Genomic DNA, 19843 nt, shown 5'->3' on the forward strand with positions numbered 1-19843 from the left:
CTCTGGAACCGGAATCGACGGATATCGATGATTCGAAGGAGGGAAATACGGGGCCAACGAGGCAGGGTCTTTCCGATAGCGGGCCTCAGGCGTCGGAACCGGAGTTCAGCAGTGTCATCAGTTCTCAAACTCTCTGGGCCGCCTCGAGCATCGCGTCGTAGGCCTCCCCGTACGCCCGCGCGATCCGTGCCGGATCGTCTCGTGCGTCACCGCCGAGCGCCGGTAGCCGAATCCGCTCGAGCGGCTCGAGATAGTCGAGTACGTCCGGGACGCGTTTCTCGAGCGCGCCGTCTTTCGGGCTCGAACTGGCGATCTCGCAGGCGCGACAGTACCGATCGCTTGCGTAGATCCGCGCGCGGCCGGGTTCGACGGCCGCGACGGCGCTGATCGCCGCGTGCTCGAGTGACTGAAGCGGCTGGGCGATGTCGCTGTAGGACTCGACGACGGCGACGTCGGTCGATTCGATCTCGGCCGCCAGTCGTTCGAACGCGGGGACGTACCGTTCCTCGGCGAGTTCGTTGAACTGGCCGACGGTCTCGACGGGGATGGCGTCCTCGAGCGGGAGCGCGTCGGCGACGACGTCCGGAATCTCGGCGGTTGCGTTACGGACGAATATCGGCCCGTCACCGTCGACACCCGGCCGACCGACGCGGTCGACGAGGAACTCGCGATCTGACCTTCCGAGGAGTCCGGACCCGCCGCCCGGCGTGGGCCGCCACAGGCGGTGGACCGGGTTGAGCCGCTCGGGCTCGCGGCCGCGCGCTTCGGCCCGTGCAAGCCGTTTCGCGTCCTTACCGTAGAGCCGGCCGTCGGCGAGCGCCGACCGGCAGTCGTCGTGGTCGAACCAGTAGTCGTTTCCCGCACGTGGTTTGTAGCCGACGCCCCCGGTTCGCTCGAGGAGGCCGGCCGAGAACGTGGTCTTGCCGGCGTCGACGCGGTCGGCACCGACCACGAGGAGGATCATTCGGTGTCGTCGTCGGCTTCGTCGCCGCTGCTGTCGTCAGCGTCGGTTTCGTCGCCCTCTTCCTCCTCTTTCAGCCCGTAATGGGCGGGTTCGTCGTCGGAACGCGGTTCGGCGACGACGAGATCGTCGGCGTTGTTCATGATCCAGGGGATCGTCCAGTCGAGCAGGACGTCTTCGGTCCCCTGGTCGATCTCCGCGTCGGGATCGAGCCCCTGCAGGAGGCGAGCGATCTCGTAGACGGTGTACATCTGGTCGGCCTCGAGCAACTCCGCGGGCGTGTAGAAGTCACACGGCGGCAGACTGTCGAACTCGGACTTGGAAACGGGCATCTACTGGGTGCTATCGGTCTCGGACGCCTAAATCGTTCGTTCTCGACCCGTCGGTTGGGCCACGGGGTGGTGTTACCGCCGAGACCACACCGAGGGTACATTCCGCTGGAATCGCTGTACGCTATCGCAATCGTTCGCCGTCAGCGACCGCCGCGTCGAGCAGTTCGATCGGATGCGGCGGCCGATCGTACGCCTCGAAGTCCCCGATCTGGGTGCGACAGGAGGTCCCCGGGGCGACGACCGTAGTCTCGTCTCCGTTCGCCGTCTCCACCTCGGCCGCACTCGCCTCGAGTTGTTCGCGGAGCAGGTCGCCGATGGCCCGCGAGAGATCGTAGTGTTCGGCCTCGTAGCCGAAGGAGCCGGCCATGCCACAGCAGCCCGAATCGACGGGGTCGACGGCGTAGCCCGCGCGTCTGAGCAGGCCGACCGCGTGGTGGTCCGCGCCGCGAGCCTTCTCGTGGCAGTGGCCGTGGTAGGTCACTCGCTCGCGTGCGTCCTCGTGGTCGACCGGGAGCCGTTCGTCCAGGTGATGCGTGTCGAGATACTCGCAGACGCCGTAGGCGTTCGAGACGAGTCGCTCGAGTCGCTCGTCGTCGACGCGGCCCGGGAGCAGCGACCGGTACTCGTCGACCACCATCGCCGCGTCCGAGGGCTCGACGAAGCAGACCGACCAGCCCCGCTCGAGGTAGGGATCGAGATCGTCGAGCAGCGCCTCGCCGTGTTCGGCAGCGTCGTCGAGCAGCCCCTTCGAGTAGGCCGCCCGCCCGGTCGGTCCGAGGTCGGGGACCGCGACGCGGACGTTCGCAGCCTCGAGGAGCCGGACGGCGGCCTTACCGGGAGCTGGGTTCGAGTAGTTTGTGTCCGTGTCCGGAAAGAGGACGACCCCCGCGGTGGCCGCCTCGGGATCGACGGTCGACTCCCGATCGGCGAACCAGTCGACCAGCGTCTCCCGCCGGAACTCCGGCAGCGTTCGCTCCGACGCGATTCCGAGGGTCTTTTCGAGGGCCGTCCGCGCGCCCGGCAGCTTCGTCGCTCGATTGGCGACCGGGGCCGCGGCGCTCCCAGCGGCGGCGAGCCGATCGACGTTCGAAAAGAGGCGCTCGCGGAGGCTCGTCCCGTTGCGTTCGTGGGACTGGTGTTTCACCTCGGCTTTGAGTTTCGCGAGGTCGACCCCGGTCGGACAGTCGCTCTGACAGCCCTTACAGCCGATACAGAGGTCGAGAACCTCCTCCTGGAACCGGTCGCTGTAGAGTTCCTCGGGATCGATCTCGCCGCTGATGGCCGCCCGGAGCAGGTTGGCCCGTCCGCGGGTCGTCGCGATCTCCTCCTCGGTCGCTCGATAGGTCGGACACATCACGTCGCCGTCGGTCTGGCGACAGGTGCCACAGCCGTTACAGAGTTCGACGAGGTGGGAAAAGCCGCCGTCGTCGTCGAAATCAAGTGTCGTCTGGGGCTCGAGCGAGGCGTAGTCGGGGCCGTAGCGGAGGTGTTCCCGTATGTCCGTCCGCTCGCCCACGTCGTCGCGGTACACCACCTTCCCCGGGTTCATCCGCCAGTCGGGATCGAAGGCGGATTTCACGTCCTTGAACGCCTGCCAGAGCGTGGGACCGTACAGCTTCGGGTTGAACTCCGTCCGCGCCAACCCGTCCCCATGCTCGCCCGAGAACGCGCCGTTGTGCTCGAGCGCAAGGTCGGTGACATCCTCGGCAATGGAACGCATTTTTTCGACGCCGTCGCCGTCCTTGAGATTCAGTACGGGCCGGATGTGCAGCGTCCCCACGCCGGCGTGTGCGAAGTAGGCCGCCGTCGTGTCGTGATCCGCGAGGATCTCCTGAAAACTCGCGACGTACTCTGCGAGCTCTTCCGGCGGCACCGAGGCGTCCTCGACGAACGGGTACGGCTTCGGATCGCCGTCCATACTCATCAGGAGGGGAATCGACGCCTTGCGGAGCTTCCAGAGTCGGTCCTGGGTTTCGGCCTCGAGCGCTTCGATCGAGTCGAACGCCGCTCCCTCGTCGACGAGCCGTGCGGTCGCGTTCGTCAGTGCCGCCGAGAGGTCGTCGACCATCTCGGAATCGAACTCGACCATCAGTACCGCCGCTGTGCCGTCGGGGATCGGCTCCGCGTACTCGGCGTACTCCGGCGACTCCGCCGCCAGTCGGAACACCTCATCGTCCATCAGTTCGACTGCGCTGGTCTCGAGGGACAGCGCCTCGGGCACCGCGGCCAGCGCCTCGAGCAGGTCGTCGTAACAGCAGACCGCGAGCGCGGTCGTCTCGGGGCGGGTGACGAGTGAAAGTTCGGCCTCGACGACGACGCCAAGCGTGCCTTCCGCGCCGACGACGAGCTTCGAGAGATTGATGACATCGTCTCCCGCGTCGTTCTCCCGCAGCACTTTCTGCAGGTTGTAACCGCTGACACAGCGTTTGAGGGTCGGATATCGGTCTTCGATCTCGTCGGCGTTGTCCTCGACGAGCGCGCGGACGGTTTTGTAGATCTCCGCCTCGCGGTCGTCCTTCGAGACGATCTCGTCCCACTCTGGACCGTCAACGACGACGTCCCGCGTGCGAATCAGCGAGCCGTCCGCGAGAACGACCTCGCACTCCTCCACGTAGGCGTCCGTGATGCCGTAGCGGACCGAGTGTGCACCCGTCGAGTTGTTGCCGATCCCGCCACCGATCGTCGCCCGGTTCGACGACGCTGGGTCGGGCGCGAATCGGAGGCCGTGGGGCTCGAGCGCGTCGTCGAGGTCGTCCTGAACGACCCCGGGCTGGACGGTGGCCCGCTGGTCATCCGGCTCGATTTCGAGGATATCATCCATGTGTCGGGACAGGTCGAGGACGATACAGCCCGGACCGACCGCCTGTCCGGCGAGCGAGGAGCCCGCACCTCGGGGGAGAACGGGGACGCCGTAGTCGGCCGCGACGCGGACCGCAGAGCAGATGTCGTCCCTGTCCCGCGGGAAGACGACGCCCGCTGGCTGTGCGCCGTAGATGCTTCCGTCGGTCGCGTACAGCACTCTGGTGTACTCGTCGAAGCGAACGTCGCCGTCGACCGCGACCTCGAGGGCGGCCGCGAGGTCGCCGCCCGTGCCGTCCGCGTCGCCATCGCTATCGTCCCGATCAGCGTTCGTGGTGCCTTCGAGCGGTCGGTCCTCGCCGCCGACTCGTTCCGTAGCCATACGAGCACTCGACCACCGAGAACCAAAACAGTGCGTGTGAGCTTCACACGATGTCGCCGACCGCGACCGACTGGCGGCGCGGCTATCGGGGACGTGTGTCAAAAAACGTCAAGATTGCCGAGTCGTCGCGTTTCCGGGCAGCTACGTTACTCGAAGTGGTCGAGGCACTTCTGGTACTCCTCGGCGGCCGAGTCCCAGTTGACGACGTCGAAGAAGCCGTCGATGAACTCGCCGCGGTCCGGACCGTAGTCGTAGTAGTAGGAGTGTTCCCAGACGTCACAGGCGAGAATTGGGTGCGAACCCCAGAGTGCGCCCTGGTCGTGCTTGTCGACCGCAACGTTACGCAGCTGCTTGGCAACCGGGTCGTAGACCAGCAGAGCCCAGCCACCGGCGGCGCCGGCAGCGGCCTCGAACTCGCCCTTCCAGCCCTCGTAGGAGCCGAAGTCCTCCTCGATGCGGTCGGCGAGGTCGCCCTCGGGTTCGCCGCCGCCGTTCGGCGACATGTTCTCCCAGAACAGCGTGTGGAGATAGTGTCCACAGCCGTTGTGGGTGACATTCGAGAGGGCTCCGGGCGTCGAGCCGAAATCGCCCGACTCGCGGTTCTCCGCGAGGGTCTCCTCGGCGGCGTTGAGACCGTTGACGTAGCCCTGATGGTGGGTGTCATGATGCCAGGTCACGACCTGTTCGGAGATCGATGGCTCCAGCGCGTCGTAATCGTACGGAAGTGGTGGAAGTTCGTGGTCAGTCATTGGAATTCACCTGTAGTGTTGTATCTGCATCTCGCCTGTTAAGTTTTGAGGAGAGAAACGGTATCATGCCGCACAGGCGATCGCACTCCCCTCGTGTGGTTCGTCTCGCGTGATACGCCGCCACCAGTACTCTCACCACGGGTCGGGGGTTAAACCTTTCAGCCGGGCCGGGGGACCACGTCGTCGCCGTCGGTCTACGAGAGTTCCTTGTGTTTTGCGTGCTCGAGCCACTCCTCGAGCGAGGGCTGTGTCCAGTATCGAACGGTCTCACTGCGTCGATCGTGGTCGAGAACGCCGGCGTCCTCGAGTTTCGGCAGGTGCGTGTGCTGCAGTTCTGTTCGGATTCGCAGTTGTCGCTGGTCGCAGTCGGTCTCGAAATCGGTGTCGTCGCCGGAGTCGGCTTCATCTGCTATGGCTGCCTCCTGGCTCGAGTCCGCCTGCTGGAGGTCGACGACCGCGGTCGTGAGTTCGTCGAGCGTCGCGACGCCGTCCGGTTGGTCGTGCATGTAGTAAAGCGCGTACCGTCGACGGCGGTTCGAGAGAAGATCGAAGATCAGATCGAGCGACGGCGTCACCTCGGCCGTGATCTTCGTCGACTCTCGCTCGGTTTTACGCATCCACGAACCACCTACCGTGTGTTACCATTCGAAACCACCAACCGTCTCTTCTGCAGCCGTCCCATTAGATGTTGCGTCTACCTAGAAAAACACATGTACATTCTCCACAATATAATCTCCGGTATAATTACTGGGTGGTGGCCGCTGCCAACGAGATTACAGTCGTCGCTCTTAACCGTCTGTTTTTGATGTCGACTGTACGTTAGACGCGAGAAAATGAAGAATCGATCGGGCGAATCGCTGCGTTCGAGCCGAGACGAGCCTCGACGTACTACTCGTAGAGCCACTCGGCGTCGTGCTGATCGTAGTCGATCAGTTCGTCGTCGTCGAAGTGAATCGCGATTTCGCGTTCGTTCGCGCCATCGTCCTCGTGGTCGGCAGCGTGAACGACGTTTCGACCGAGATCCAGCGCGTAGTCGCCGCGGATCGTTCCCGGTGCGGCCTCGAGCGGGTCGGTCTCGCCGATCATCTGACGGACCTGACGGGTCGCATCCTGGCCTTCCCAGACCATCGGGACGACCGGACCGCCGGTGATGAACTCGATGAGGCCGTCGAAGAACGGCTTATCCTCGTGTTCGCTGTAGTGTTCTTGGGCCCGCTCCTCGGGCATGTTGATCACTTTGATCCCGACGAGTTTGAGACCGCGGTCCTCGAGTCGGGAGATGACTTCGCCGACGAGCCCGCGCGCGAAGGCGTCGGGCTTGACCATGACGAAGGTCCGCTCGTGGTCGCTCATTGTTCGGCCTCGGTCTCTTCGGCTTCGTCCTCGCCGTCGTCTTCCGCTTCGGCTTCGACATCCTCGTCCTCGGCGACGTCCTCGTCACCGGCGGATTCGGCGTCGTCGTCTTCGTCGACGGCTTCGTCCTCGGTCTCGAGGTCGTCGTCAGCTTCGGCGTCGGCGACCTCGTCTTGATCGTCCTCGGCAGCGGGCGTGGTATCCTCGGCCGGCCCCTTGTTACGGCGACCGTCCTCGGTCCACTCCAGATCGCGCGGTTCACGACCGAGCTTGTAGTTTTTCTCCGCCTTCGAGTCGACGAAGTGGAGCACACTGCCGTTCTTGCGGACGTACATGATGCCCGTGCCGGGCTCGATCTCTTCGCCCGTGTAGTCGCACGTACGTTTCTCGACCATTGGTTATTGTCCTCCGATGGAGTCTGCCTCACGAGCGGTCTCGCGAAGCTGCAACACGTCGCCTTCGCGGACCGGCCCGAGGCAGTTTCGGGTGATGATTCGTCCCTGGTTCTCGCCCTCCTTGATTCGGCATTTGACCTGCATGGCTTCGCCGTGCATGCCGGTCTTGCCGACGATCTCGATGACCTCGGCGGGCGTAGAGCCGCTTTCTTCCTCTTCAGCACTCATCTCTGATCACCTCAGTCGAGGTCCTCGACCTTGTCGGCGATATCTTCGACGTCGTCGCCCGCCTCGCCGGCGTCGACGATCGCCGCGGCGGCGCTCCCGACCTCGAGGCCGGCAGCGTGGCCGACGTCGTCCTGGGTCTCGATGAAGACGACCGGGATGCCCTTCTCGTCGGCGAGTTCGGGCAGGTGCATGACGATCTCCTCGGGGGAGACGTCTTCTGCGACGTAGACGAGATCGGCGTTGCCGCGCTCGATCGCTTTCGTCGTTTCGTTCGTTCCTTTCTTTACGCGTCCTGTGTCTCGTGCGACCTCGAGTGCCTCGAGGGCATCGTCTGCGAGGTCGGCCGGGATGTCGGTTGTTACGTAGACTGACATTGGTTGTTCACCTCTCCTACACGTGGGCTCGCGCTCCCCTGCCGTCCGGGTGCTGGGCACCCGTGCCGAACTGATTCCGGCGGAAGTCCTGTGAGGCTAGGAGCATCATCAACCCCGCGTAGGGTGTACTACGCCAGTAGCGTTGCCCCCCTTAAAAGCGTGTTCAAACGGACGGGGCTGTGAGAGGGGTCCGCACGGGCCGATTCGACAGGATATAGACAATCGTGACTGTGGTGCGAGACTATCGATCAACCCACGGTACGCGGTGGTCCGGAGTATCGATTGCCGTCGAACGGAACGCTTCTCTCGATCACCCTTCCAGGCGACTGCCCCATCGATCGTACTCCGGTGGCTATTACTCTCGAGTCCCCCAATCCGCTCACATGGACGCGGACATCGTCGGACTCGCCGAATCGCTGTTCGACGAAGCGACGGGAACGAACGAGCGACGGCTGCTGGTCCTCTCTGGCGAACGGGAAGAGGGATACGACGCCCTCGAGTCGATCCTCGACGCCCTCCCGGTCGCGATCACCGCCACGACGCTCGTCGGTCCCGACGACCGCCTTCGCTGTGAATACCTCCCGCAGGCCAACGCGAGCGACCTCCTCGGAACGACTCGAGACGTCGTCGCGCTCGATGCCCACGAGGGACTCCGACCGAACGCGCTCGGCAAAGTCATCGGTGCGGTCGACGGGGGCGGCCTGCTGGTCCTGCTGACGCCACCGCTCGAGGGCTGGCCCGACCGAAGCGGCGAGTTCGACGAGTCACTCGCGGTGCCACCGTTCTCCCTCGCGGACGTTACCGGGCGATTCAGAGGGCGACTCGTCGAAACCCTTCGCGCACATCGCGGAATCGGAATCGTCGACCTCGATGCCGAGCAAATCGTCGACGACGGATTGACGAATCCGGCACCGCGCCCGAGCCGCGAGCAGGAACCGTCGCTCGAGGCACCGACGAACACGCGGTTCCCCGCCGAAACCTACGAGGCCTGTCTCACCGGCGACCAGGCCAACGCGGTTGCCGCGTTCGAGTCACTGCTGGAGGGAACCGAAGCAACTGGCGCGACCGACGAGACCGAAGCGACCAAACGCACCCAGCCAGGAGCCGTCGTCCTCGAGGCCGACCGCGGCCGCGGCAAGTCGAGTGCCGCAGGACTGGCCGCGGGAGCCATGGCTGCGGCGGGACTGGACGTCCTCGTCACCGCACCCCAATCGCGGAACGCGGCCGAACTATTCGATCGCGCGGGGGAACTCTGCGAGGCGCTCCCGGACGTCGACGCCACGGTCGACCCTGCTCGCCGGCTCGAGACCGCTGTCGGCGGCCGTGTCCGGTTTCTCGAGCCGACCGACGCCGTGGCCCAACTCGAGGACGCGGACGTCGTCATCGTCGACGAGGCCGCCGCGCTCCCGGTCTCGATGCTCGAGTCGCTACTCGAAGCCGACAACGTCGCGTTCGCGACGACGATTCACGGCTACGAGGGGGCCGGCCGCGGCTTTTCGGTCCGGTTCCGGGATCGACTGGCCGGGAGCGATCACGAGGTGGCCGAGCGAACGCTTCTCGAGCCGATCCGGTACGCCGCGGGCGACCCCGTCGAGGTCTGGGCGTTTCGCGCGCTGCTCCTCGACGCCCGGCCGCCGGTCGAGTCGCTGGTCGAGGACGCGACACCAGACTCGGTCGACTACCGACGACTCGAGCCGGACGACCTGCTCGCAGACGAACACCTGCTCCGGGAGGCGTTCGGCCTGCTAGTGCTCGCCCACTACCGCACCGAGCCCAACGACCTCGCGCGAGTGCTCGATGCACCAAACCTCGAGGCCCGCGCGCTGGTCCACGGTGACGGCGACGGCACCGAATCCCAGGGGGACGGGAGCCGGAACGGACGCGTCGTCAGCGTCGCCCTGCTGGCTCGCGAGGGGAACCTCTCGCCGGAAACGCGGACGATGATGTACGAGGGAGACCGCGTTCGCGGGAACATGCTCCCCGACGTGCTCACGAGCCAGTTGCGCGACGAGTCCGCGGGCGAACCCGCCGGCCTCCGCGTCATTCGCATCGCGACCCACCACGCGGTGCGCTCGCGCGGGCTGGGGTCGCGGCTGCTCGAGTGTATCCGCGAGGAGTTCTCGAGCGAGACGCCACGCGTCTCGGACGGCGAACGGGACCGACGGCCCCGCGAGGGGATCGACTGGCTCGGCACCGGGTTCGGCGCGACGCCCGGTTTGCTCGAGTTCTGGCGCGAGAACGGCTACCGAACGGTCCACGTTTCGACGACTCGCAACGACGCCAGCGGCGAGTACTCGGCGCTCATGCTCGCCCCGACGACCGAGCCGGGAGCCGACCTCCACGACCGCCACGCCGACTGGTTCGCCCGGCGGTTCGCAGCGCTCTGTACGGACGCGCTGTCGGATCTCGATCCCGACGTAGCCCGTGCACTCTTGCGGTCCGTCGACGACGCGGCAGCGCCGCGGCTCGAGCTATCCGACCACGACTGGCGGGTCGTCGCCGGCGCGGCCTACGGTCCCGGGCTGTTCGACGTCGATCCCGAGCCATTCCGTCGACTCATCATCCGCTACTTCGTCGAGAACCCGGTCGAAATCGACCTGACCGAACGCGAGGAACGACTGCTCGTGCTGCGCGCGCTCCAGGCTCGCGGCGTCTCGGCCGTCGCGGAGCGACTCGGGTACCACTCGACCGGCCAGTGCATGCGCGCGCTCGGCGACGCGCTCCGTCCGCTGGTCGATCGGTACGGTGGAGACGCGGCGCTCGAGGAGCGAGGTCGGTTCGCCGACGGGTGAGCGCGACGACCGCATCGCCTCCGGATTACGATCGTCGCTGACTGCTCCCGACATGGGGCAATGGAGATTTCGGCGGTCCGCGGCGCTACAACAGCCGGCGAAGCAGCCAGTTGGGGGTCAGAGCGAGGACCCACGCGACGAGGCGCCAGCGCCGCGTGACGTAGACGTGATTTTTCTCCGTCCGAATCGCTCGAGCGATCTGTTTCGCGGCGGTTTCGGGCGAACACTCCCAGAAGTCGCCCATCGAGAGCTCGGTGTCGACGTAGCCGGGTTCGACGGTCGTAATCGAGACGTTCGAGTCCGAGTCGCGCTGGCGGGCCCGGAGTCCCTCGAGGTAGGTCGAGACGAACGCCTTCGACGCGCAGTAGGCCTGGACTCCGCCGCCGCCGAAGTGGGCCGCAACGGACGAAATTCCGACGAGATGACCGTCGAGTTCGCTCGCGTGGTCCTCCCGACCGACGGTTTCGAAGTACTCCATCGCGGCCGTTGCGAGCGCGACGAACCCGCGGACGTTGACGTCGACGGTCCGTCGTTCGGGCTCCCAGTCCAGTTTCGGATTGAACGGACCGACGCCGGCGTTGAGCACGACCAGATCGACCGATCCCATCGCCTCCGCGAGTTCGAAAAAGCCCGCTCGAGCGTCCTCGGTGTCGGTGACGTCCATCGTCGCGACGTACGATTTGGTCGGTAACTCGTTTCCGATCTCTCGCATTCGCTCCGTTCGACGGGCGGCCAATCCGATCTCGTACCCCTCGTCGGCAAGCTGTCGTGCGAGCGCTTCGCCGATCCCCGACGACGCGCCGACGATGATCGCTCCGCGTGTCTGCGTCATATCCAGTCGTTCGGATGCCGGTACGTAATAATACGGGAGTCGGAACCGGCCACCGACGCCGCGGGAATTGCACGCCAGGTACCGACCGATCTCTCATCGACTGCACCGAAGACCGTACGCCTTTTGTCGGGCCGGCCGTCGGGGTCGATATGGTCGATGCGATCACGATCCTCGCAGTCGCGTTGCTCGTCGGCGGTATCGTCGGGACCCTCGTCCCGCTCGTTCCCGGCGGACTGCTCTCGCTGTCGGGGATCTACCTCTACTGGTGGCACTCCGGCTTCGCAGAACCCGGAACGATCACACTCGCCGTGCTCACGGTTCTGGGGTTACTGACGCTCTTCGCCGAGTTCTTCGCCGGCTCGCTCGCGGCTCGAGTCGGCGGCGCGTCGTGGGCGACGACCTCCATCGCTGCCGTGGTCGCCATCACGCTGCTTCTGGTCGTCGGCCCCATCGGACTGCTCGTCGGCCTGTTCGGGACGGTCTTTCTCCTCGAGTACTTTCGACGCGGCGACGCCGCCCACAGCACCCGGTCCGCGCTCTTTGCGACCGTCGGCACCCTCGCGTCGACGGCGATCCAGGCGCTGCTGACGGCAACGATCCTGTTCGTCTTCGTCCTCGCCGTTTTCGCGTTCTGATGGTTCGACCTCCAGTTCGTCTCGCTCGTCTCTATCCGACTCGCTCGAGGAGCACAAACACTGAGTCGGCCGCCGTCGTAGAGCGCCTATGGACTGCACCGAGGACGACTGCGACCGGCCCGCTGCCGTCGAACTCCACATTCCGTGGACGGACAACCGGCTGGTCTGTGCCGCCCACGCGCGAGTGCTGGGTCGGCAAGACGGCGTCGTCGCCGATCCGATCGTCGACACCGGTGACGACCTCCTCGAGCGCGACGAGTGAGGAAGGACTCGAGCCGCCGACGGTCGCCAACTAGACGCAAATTATATCGTCACATTCGCAACTTAGAGACGTTCTCGGGCCTGTAAACGACCGTTTCCAGAAGAGATATGATGAGGTCACGGCTTGCTCACCACAGCAACCCATGCACCCCAATCGGCGAACCGTCATTCAGCGCTCGAGTCTCGTCACCGCAGGGCTTCTCGCCACTGCCGGCACCACGAACGTCGCCGGAGCCACGTCCCAGTCCGAGGAGACGGGACGGGTTGAGGGTCGGCTCACGTACGGGGGACTCCCCGTCGAGGATATCACGGTCACGTTCGACGGCCAACACGACACCGACAGTACGAGCAACGGCTCGTACGAGCAGGGGCTCGAGCCCGGCACGTACACGCTCGCAGTGGATACCGACGGCTACGTCGCGGAATCGGCGGAGATCACCGTCGGAGCCGGCGAGACCGTCACCGCCGATTTCGACCTCCGACGCGAATGGGGTCCGGGCGAGGGCGAACTCGAGGTCGCCGTTATCGAAGAGAGCGGGGGCTCGACGATCGACTCTCGAGTGACCATCTACGGGAACGGCGAGGAACACAGCGCCATTGCGCCGGGCGGCCGGGTCCCGGACAACGATCGCTGGCGACGCGGCTTCGTCGTCTCCGAGGGCTGGTGGGAGATTCGCGCCTCGGACGCTGACGGCTACGGCGACGGCTACGACGAGGTGTACGTCGAGGCCGACGAGAGCGTTCGGTCGCTGGTCGAACTTCCCGACGACGAGCGGACGATCCACCCCGACGGGTGGGTCTCGGGCACGGTCGCCGACGAGGCGGGCGAACCGATTCCGAATGCGATGGTTCGATTCAGGAGCTACCGATCGACGATGATCGAGCGGACGTCCGAGGCTGGCGAGTTCACCGTCGAAATCCCCCACGGACAGTACACGCTGGACGTCTCGGAAGCGGGCTACGAGCGTCTCGAGACGGACGTCGCCGTTCGATTCGGCCGCATGACGGACCAGGACGTGACGCTCGAGGCGGAGTAGTCGACCCTCGTCGGGAGCGTAGTCAACTCACTCGTTCGATCGCGCTCCCGCGACGGTGACGCAAGCGAATAGTGGTTTTCGGGCACTCTCTGTCGCTCGAGCCGGGATTCAGCTCTTTTGTTCTACCGACGGAATTTATCTGTCTGTGGACCCATCTCGCGACTATGGGAATGTTCGAGCGGCTTGGCGAGAAGGTCGAGCGATTCAAACAGGAGGCGGTATCCGCTCGAGACGAGAGCGCCGACTATCGGTGCCGAAACTGCGGATCCGAAATTTTCAGCGAACAGGAGCAGTGTCCGGAGTGTGGCAGCAGCGAAATCGAGCTCGTTGTGCAACCCGAGCCGACAGCGGAGACCGCGGACGGTGACGACGAGACGGAATCCGACGAAACCGCTGCAGCCGAAACCATCGACGAGTCTGAGGACACCGAAACCACCGAAGCTACCGACGAGTCTGAGGACACCGAAGCCGACGTGCTCATCGAGGAGGCGGAAGAGAACGAAACCGGCGAGACGTAACCGTTTTCGGTACCGACCAGTCGCTTTTCGCCTTAGTCGTGCGTGTAGTAGACGACGGTCTCGTCCTCGTCGTGACGGTCTATTCTCGAGAAGCCGACCCGTTCGAACTGCACGAGTTCGTCAGCATCGAGGTCAGCGACACCGGGTTCGGCGTGGCCCCGGACATCGCCGTCGGGCGTTCGCATACGGACGGCGACGCTCTCGTCCGCCGGCACCCAGTGGACGACGTCGACGTCACCCTCGCGGACGACATCGATGTCCTCGCCCGTGTACTGGAGCACGTCCCGCGTGAACTGGAAACAGCCCAGTCCCTTGAGCCAGATGCGCTCTTCGCGCTGGGGAAGATCGTCCTCCTCGAGCATCACGGACGCGCCGACGGGGACCTCGCGGACGCCGCGCTCCTCGTGGTTGGGATGGAGCGGCGGATTCGCCTCGTCCGGCGGGCTGCCACCCAGCGGGACCTGAGTGCCCTCGCGGACGAAAAAGCGCCGGTCCGTCTCCTCGTCGATCAGGTCTCGGTTGTTCGCATAGATCGTGCTCATCGCCAGGTCGACGTCGCTGGTCGAGGTGCCGAGACCGGTCATCGACTCGACGATGGCTTCGCCGCGAATCCCGCGGCGTCGGAGGCTCTTGAGCGTCGGGGCGCGCGGGTCGTCCCAGCCGTCGAGTTCGCCTTCCTCGATCAGTTCCGCGATCGTCGAGGTGCTCATCTTGACGTCGTAGGCGTCGATCTGGACGTGCCCCCAGTGGAGGACTTCCGGGTACTCCCAGTCGAAGTAGTCGTAAACGAACTGTTGGCGTTTGGCGGAGTCCTGCAGGTCGATGCCGCGAATGATGTGGGTGACCTCGAGCAGATGGTCGTCGACCCCCGATTGGAAGTCGAGCATGGGCCAGCAGCGGTAGTCGCTGGCCTCCTCGCGCGGGTGTGGCGTGTCGATCATCCGGAACGCAACCCAGTCGCGCAGCGCGGGGTTCTTGTGCTCGATGTCCGTCTTGACGCGAAGGACCATCTCGCCGCTCTCGTACTCGCCGTCGACCATGGCCTCGAACTCCTCGAGGACGGTGTCGACGTCCTTGTCGCGGTGTGGACACGGCTCGCCGCTGTTCTTCAGCTCTGAGAACTCCTCGCCCGAACAGGAGCAGGTGTAGGCCCCGCCCAGTTCGATCAACTCACGGGCGTGCTCGTAGTAGGTCTCGAGGCGATTGCTCGCCCGGTAGATCGCGTCGGGTTCGAAGCCGAGATAGTCCAGGTCCTCGAGGATCGCGTCGTAGGCCTCGAGATCGGGGCGTTTCGTCTCGGGGTCGGTGTCGTCAAAGCGGACGCAGAACCAGCCGTCGTATCGATCCTTGTAGCTGCCGATAACGGCCGGCATCCGTGCGTGACCGACGTGCCACGGCCCGTTGGGGTTCGGTGCGACGCGCATCCGAATCTCGTCGTGATCGTCTGCGTTCGAGAGGTCGGGGAGATCGTGTTCGTCCTCCTCATCTTCGGCTTCGATCTCCGCGAGTTCCTCGGGGGCGAGTTCCTCAAGCCGCTCGCGTTTTTCCTCGTTGGAAAGGTCGTTGACCCGACCGATGACGCCGCCGGCAATGCCCGGAATTTCGTCTCCGTGGGGTCGGAAGTCGGGATTATCGCCCATCAGCGGACCCATGATCGCGCCAACGTCGGCGTCGCTCTCGTGTTTGACCGCGTTCAACAGCGCGTGTTTCTCCGCCTCACGCTCGACACGCTCTCGTAGCTCGTCGTCCATTACCGAGACGTACTCGGTCCCGGCCCAAAACCTCCGCGATGTGCGTTCGGTGCGTTCCCGGGGCGTGCGTTCGGTGCGTTCCCGGGACGTGCGTTCGGCACGTCCGGCGATACTGTCGGTCAGACCGATTTGATCGAGCGGACTCACCCCGCAGTGCCGATGTAAGTCGCCCGAAAACGTACGCTATAGCCAGTTTAGCCCGAATATCCGAATTCGTTGATTGCTGCTGAGAGACTGCTACCAAAGCATATAAATAACACATCTACGATATCGGTCATACGAGAGTCACGATAACCAGATTGTGACATCGGTCACAACGTGTCCACCCGAATCGGGTGTGATCGACCGCTCGTCCGTTCCGTCGTGTTCGTTCGTGACTGCGGTTCTGAATCGAGTGTTTCAGCGTTTCTCGTCGACGCTCGTAGCGTATTTACACCGGCACTCCGGGGTGGGAGTGTTCCGAAATCGACAACTACATCGGAACTCCGGTGGACTTACACTGGCACCGAAGGGTGGTGAAAACGGTTCTACAGGCTTTGAAAGGGCAATTTACAAAATCTACATCGGCACTCCGGTGTGTTTACACCGGCACCGAGGAGGTAGCGTTAAGTACCACCTCGAGCAAACCCGACGTATGTCAGGATCTGAGTCCTTCTTCGACAACCAAAATCATATCTTTGCGAACAAGGACTTGCTGCGGATCTCCCACCTCGTCGACGGTGACCGAATCATCGGTCGACAGGACGAACTCAACAGCCTCGCACAGGCGCTCAAAGACGCCGTACAGGGTCAGACGCCGAATCATGTCCTGATCTACGGTAAGACGGGCACGGGCAAATCGCTCTGCTCGAAGTACATCACGAAGGATCTTCGCTCGAGCGCTGCGGAAAACGACGTCTCGATCGGTGTCGCCTACATCGACTGTCTCCAGCACACGACGGAAACCCAGGCCGTTCGCACGATCGCTCGCGAGCTCAACGACGAATCCATAACGGGGGTCACGATTCCCGCGTCGGGTCTGAGTACGGGCGAGTACTATCGGCGACTCTGGAACGTCCTCGACAGTCGGTTCGACGTGGGAATCATCATTCTCGACGAAGTGGACAAACTCGGCGACGACAACATCCTGATGCAGCTCTCTCGAGCCGTCGAATCCGGAAAACTCGAGGATAGCACGCTCGGAATCATCGGGATTAGTAACAAGATCCGGTACAAGGAAGAGCTGAACGAGCGCGTCAAATCCAGCCTGAGCGAGCGGGACTACGTCTTTCCGCCCTACGATGCGAACCAGCTCCGGGCGATTCTCGAGTCACGCAAAGACGCGTTTCAGGACGGCGTGCTCGAGGATTCGGTGATCCCGAGAGTTGCGGCGCTGGCCGCGAAAGAACACGGCGACGCGCGAAAGGCGATCGACATTCTCCGGTACGCCGGCGAGATCGCCGACGAGAACGGCCTAGAAACTGTCACCGAAGATCACGTCAACCAGGCTCACACTCGAGAGGAACAGAATCGGCTGGCAGAACTCATCTCGAAGCAGCCACCACATTCGAAACTGCTCCTGCAGGCGCTCGCATTTCGGACCCAACAGGCTCCAGAGGACGACCCAGCGGTCCCAACGTCGAACATTTATTCGACCTACGAAGTGCTCTGCCAACAGGAAGGTGCGGATCCGCTTCGGATCCGGCGGGTTCGCGAGTTGCTTAGCGAACTGGCATTTCTCTCGATTATCGAGCAGACGCGGAAGGGACGTGGCCACGGCAAAGGCGCACACACGATCCACGAACTCGTCGACGATCCGGAACTGGTTCTCAAAGCCTGCAAATCGGTGTAGGTGTCCAAAGTCTGCAAATCGTGTCGGCGTATCGCACCGTACCGACGGCTCGTCGCTCAACTGCACTCACGATAGGAACTCGACTCGAGACATACGTCAGTACGTTTTCCGAGACGCACAGTAGCACGTTCGAGAGAAAAGCGGCGAGAAGTCGATCAGTAGCCGCGTTCGATCAAGTAATCCGCCAGCTGACAGAGCAGTTCGCGAGCTTCGTTGTCCGGCAGGACCTCGAGTCGTGCCTTGCCCTGATCGACGAGGTCGCGGGCCTTGTCGTTGGCATAGCTGATCGAGCCGGCCTCCTCGAGCCGGGCGACGGCGTCGTCGATCTCGGCCTCGGTGACCGCATCGACATCGGTCGTATCGACCAGCCCTTCGATGTCGACGCCCTGGTCGCGGGCGTGGACGGTGATCAGCGTCTGTTTGTTCTCGACGAGGTCGCTACCGCGTTGTTTCCCGAGTTTCTCGCTCGGGACGGTCAGATCGAGGACGTCGTCCTGAATCTGGAACGCGCGGCCGATGTCGAGCCCGTAGCCGTAGAGGGCGTCGATGGTCTCGTCGTCCGCTCCAAGCAAGATCGCGGGGAGACACGCCGATGCCGCGTACAGCACGGCCGTTTTCTGTTCGACCATCTCGAGGTACTCCTCGGGCGTGACATCGGTTCGGTTCTCGAAAGTGATGTCGAGCGACTGCCCCTCGCAGATCTTCGTACAGGTCGTCGCGAGGATGCCGAGCGCGTCGACGGTCCGGGCGGGATCCGCACCCGTCTCGAGCATGATCTCGAACGCCTTCGAGTAGAGCGTGTCGCCGGCGAGAATCGCCGTTCCGAGGTCGTACTCCTTGTGGACGGCCGGCACGCCGCGCCGGAGGTCGTCGTCGTCCATGATGTCGTCGTGGATCAGCGTGAACGACTGGATGACCTCGACGCTGACGGCGGCGTCCATGAGGTCGATCGTGTCTCGCGGCGGGCCGCTCGAACTATCCGCGGAACGTGTTTCCGTGCGCTCCCCATCGATCGTGGGGAACGCGCGGTAGTCCTCGCTGAGCGGCTCGGCGTCGACGAGCGCCTCGCCCGTGGCGAGCAGCACCGTCGGCCGGAGTCGCTTCCCGCCGGCGTCGAGCAGATACCGCGACGCCTCGTAGAGCCGCTCGGGTCGTTGGATCGGTAACTCCTCTGGAATGGCCTCGTTGACCTGCTCGCGGCGCTTCCGAACGGCCTCGAGCACCGCCTCTTCTCGTGCCTCTGGGGTCGTCATATCAGTCGACAAGCTGGATGAGGTTACCGTTGCGCGTTACGTGAACATCCCGACCCATCTGGTAGCCTTCGCTCTCACAGAGGCTTACGTAGCCCGACAGCCCCTTCAAATCCTGGTGGGCGGGAATGATGTTCTGTGGCTGGAGCGCATCGAGCATCTCGTAGTGGCCCTCCTGGTTGAGGTGGCCGGAGACGTGGATGTCGTCGTAGATGCGGGCGCCCTGCATGCCGAGCAGTTTCTCGGCCTGGTAGCGCTGGCCCTCGTTGGTCGGCTCCGGAATGACGCGGGCGGAGAAAACGACCTTGTCGCCGTCGTCCAGTTGGTACGGCGTCTCGCCGCGGGCCATCCGGGTGAGCATCGCGCGTGGCTCGCCCTGGTGGCCGGTGACGACTGGCAGGAAATTCTCCTTGCCCTCGTTCATGATCCGTTTGAACGTTCGATCGACGGACTTGCGGTGGCCGAACATTCCCAGGTCGTCCGGGAAGTCGACGAAGTCGAGTCGCTCTGCGGTGCCCGAGTACTTCTCCATCGAGCGACCGAGGAGGACCGGCTGCCGGCCGATATCCTTGGCGAACTCGACGAGGCTCGTCACGCGCGAGATGTGACTCGAGAACGTGGTCGCGACGATGCCGCCGTCGTAGTCTTCCATACTGTAAATAACGTCCCGGAGGTGTTCCCTGGCGACGTTTTCGCTGGGCGTGCGCCCCTTCTTGTTCGCGTTGGTACAGTCCTCGATGTAACAGAGCACGCCATTGCCCTCGCGACCGATCTCGCGGAACCGCTTCATGTCGATCGGGTCGCCGATGACGGGCGTGTGGTCCATCCGTTTGTCCAGCCCGTAGACGATGGCCCCTTCGGGCGTGTGGAGGACCGGGTTGATCGCGTCGATGATCGAGTGGGTGACGTTGACGAACTCGAGTTCGACGGTACCGCTGTCGCCGATCGACATCGTTTCGCCGGCGTCCATCTTGACCAGGTCGTTCTCGACGCCGAACTTCTGTTCGCCTTCGATCTGCTGTTTGACGAGTTCGATCGTAAACGGCGTCGCGACGACGGGTGCGTCGTATCGGTGAGCCAGTTTCGAGATGGCACCGATGTGGTCCAAGTGACCGTGGGTCGGAACGATCGCCTGCACGTCGCCCTCGAGGTCGGACATGATCCGGTCGTCCGGAATCGCGCCCATGTCGATCAGATCGAGGCTGTGCATCCGTTCGGTTTCGACGTTGTCGTGGATCAGAACCTGCGAGAGGTTCAGCCCCATGTCGAAGATAACGACGTCGTCACCGGCGCGGACGGCAGTCATCTGCCGGCCGACTTCTTCGTAGCCGCCAATTGTTGCAATTTCGATTTCCATGGTTCG

General features: G+C 64.1%; 19 protein-coding genes. 6 read left to right on the top strand and 13 right to left on the bottom strand.

The genetic code is table 11. The features are described 5' to 3' along the window. Positions 1–124: 124 nt before the first annotated feature. The 9 genes from NATTI_RS0117425 to rpl7ae all read right to left on the bottom strand — a co-directional run bounded on the left by NATTI_RS0117425 (position 125) and on the right by rpl7ae (position 7573). Positions 125–964, bottom strand: a complete 840-nt coding sequence (locus tag NATTI_RS0117425; protein WP_006090859.1) for a hypothetical protein — start codon at positions 962–964, stop codon at positions 125–127. Next, entirely contained in the window at positions 961–1293 is a 333-nt protein-coding gene (locus tag NATTI_RS0117430; RefSeq protein WP_006090860.1) for a DUF5827 family protein, read from the bottom strand. The genes NATTI_RS0117425 and NATTI_RS0117430 overlap by 4 nt, the downstream gene beginning before the upstream one ends. A gap of 121 nt (positions 1294–1414) precedes the next feature. Beyond that, positions 1415–4474: an FAD-binding and (Fe-S)-binding domain-containing protein gene (locus NATTI_RS0117435; RefSeq protein ID WP_019991999.1), complete on the bottom strand. Its 3060-nt coding sequence runs from the start codon at positions 4472–4474 to the stop codon at positions 1415–1417. Between the two features lie 146 nt (positions 4475–4620). Next, complete coding sequence (gene sod, locus NATTI_RS0117440; RefSeq protein ID WP_006090861.1) at positions 4621–5223, bottom strand: superoxide dismutase; 603 nt, start codon at positions 5221–5223, stop codon at positions 4621–4623. A 194-nt stretch (positions 5224–5417) separates the two neighbouring features. Beyond that, positions 5418–5840 carry a DUF7344 domain-containing protein gene (locus NATTI_RS0117445; protein WP_006090862.1) on the bottom strand — a complete coding sequence of 141 codons (423 nt, stop codon included), beginning with the start codon at positions 5838–5840 and terminating at the stop codon, positions 5418–5420. 271 nt (positions 5841–6111) lie between these two features. Beyond that, positions 6112–6576: a nucleoside-diphosphate kinase gene (gene ndk / locus NATTI_RS0117450; RefSeq protein WP_006090863.1), complete on the bottom strand. Its 465-nt coding sequence runs from the start codon at positions 6574–6576 to the stop codon at positions 6112–6114. Beyond that, on the bottom strand, positions 6573–6971 hold the full coding sequence (locus NATTI_RS0117455; protein WP_006090864.1) for a 50S ribosomal protein L24e: 399 nt from the start codon (positions 6969–6971) through the stop codon (positions 6573–6575). Before NATTI_RS0117455 ends, ndk begins: the two co-directional genes overlap by 4 nt. 3 nt (positions 6972–6974) lie before the next feature. Continuing rightward, entirely contained in the window at positions 6975–7199 is a 225-nt protein-coding gene (locus tag NATTI_RS0117460) for a 30S ribosomal protein S28e (RefSeq protein WP_006064297.1), read from the bottom strand. A gap of 11 nt (positions 7200–7210) precedes the next feature. Continuing rightward, positions 7211–7573 (bottom strand): 50S ribosomal protein L7Ae, encoded by a 363-nt coding sequence (gene rpl7ae / locus NATTI_RS0117465; RefSeq protein ID WP_006090865.1) that lies wholly within the window; start codon positions 7571–7573, stop codon positions 7211–7213. Positions 7574–7956: 383 nt separating this feature from the next. On the opposite strand from rpl7ae, the gene tmcA reads away from it, so the two are divergent. Beyond that, complete coding sequence (gene tmcA / locus NATTI_RS0117470) at positions 7957–10365, top strand: tRNA(Met) cytidine acetyltransferase TmcA (RefSeq protein WP_006090866.1); 2409 nt, start codon at positions 7957–7959, stop codon at positions 10363–10365. A gap of 85 nt (positions 10366–10450) precedes the next feature. On the opposite strand, the gene NATTI_RS0117475 is transcribed toward tmcA, so the two are convergent. Next, entirely contained in the window at positions 10451–11197 is a 747-nt protein-coding gene (locus tag NATTI_RS0117475) for an SDR family NAD(P)-dependent oxidoreductase (protein ID WP_019992000.1), read from the bottom strand. A 149-nt stretch (positions 11198–11346) separates the two neighbouring features. Between NATTI_RS0117475 and NATTI_RS0117480 the strand changes: the two genes are divergently transcribed. From NATTI_RS0117480 to NATTI_RS0117495, 4 genes are all read left to right on the top strand, one after another. Next, positions 11347–11832, top strand: coding sequence for a DUF456 domain-containing protein (locus NATTI_RS0117480; RefSeq protein WP_006088613.1), 486 nt, complete (start codon positions 11347–11349; stop codon positions 11830–11832). 88 nt (positions 11833–11920) lie between these two features. Further along, positions 11921–12094, top strand: coding sequence for a hypothetical protein (locus NATTI_RS26620; RefSeq protein ID WP_006088612.1), 174 nt, complete (start codon positions 11921–11923; stop codon positions 12092–12094). 142 nt (positions 12095–12236) lie between these two features. Further along, on the top strand, positions 12237–13130 hold the full coding sequence (locus NATTI_RS0117490; RefSeq protein WP_006088611.1) for a carboxypeptidase regulatory-like domain-containing protein: 894 nt from the start codon (positions 12237–12239) through the stop codon (positions 13128–13130). 164 nt (positions 13131–13294) lie between these two features. Beyond that, a complete protein-coding gene (locus NATTI_RS0117495) occupies positions 13295–13648 on the top strand; it encodes a hypothetical protein (RefSeq protein WP_006088610.1) in 354 nt (117 codons plus the stop codon). A 32-nt stretch (positions 13649–13680) separates the two neighbouring features. On the opposite strand, the gene NATTI_RS0117500 is transcribed toward NATTI_RS0117495, so the two are convergent. Further along, positions 13681–15399 carry a glutamate--tRNA ligase gene (locus NATTI_RS0117500; protein WP_006088609.1) on the bottom strand — a complete coding sequence of 573 codons (1719 nt, stop codon included), beginning with the start codon at positions 15397–15399 and terminating at the stop codon, positions 13681–13683. A gap of 634 nt (positions 15400–16033) precedes the next feature. Between NATTI_RS0117500 and NATTI_RS0117505 the strand changes: the two genes are divergently transcribed. Next, on the top strand, positions 16034–17230 hold the full coding sequence (locus tag NATTI_RS0117505) for a Cdc6/Cdc18 family protein (RefSeq protein ID WP_006088608.1): 1197 nt from the start codon (positions 16034–16036) through the stop codon (positions 17228–17230). Between the two features lie 155 nt (positions 17231–17385). On the opposite strand, the gene idsA3 is transcribed toward NATTI_RS0117505, so the two are convergent. Both idsA3 and NATTI_RS0117515 read right to left on the bottom strand, forming a co-directional pair. Next, entirely contained in the window at positions 17386–18483 is a 1098-nt protein-coding gene (idsA3, locus tag NATTI_RS0117510) for a geranylfarnesyl diphosphate synthase (protein ID WP_006088607.1), read from the bottom strand. 1 nt (position 18484) lies between these two features. Next, positions 18485–19837, bottom strand: coding sequence for a ribonuclease J (locus NATTI_RS0117515; protein WP_006088606.1), 1353 nt, complete (start codon positions 19835–19837; stop codon positions 18485–18487). Between the last annotated feature and the right edge of the window lie 6 nt (positions 19838–19843).

The organism is Natronorubrum tibetense GA33, from assembly GCF_000383975.1.
GTDB lineage: Archaea > Halobacteriota > Halobacteria > Halobacteriales > Natrialbaceae > Natronorubrum > Natronorubrum tibetense.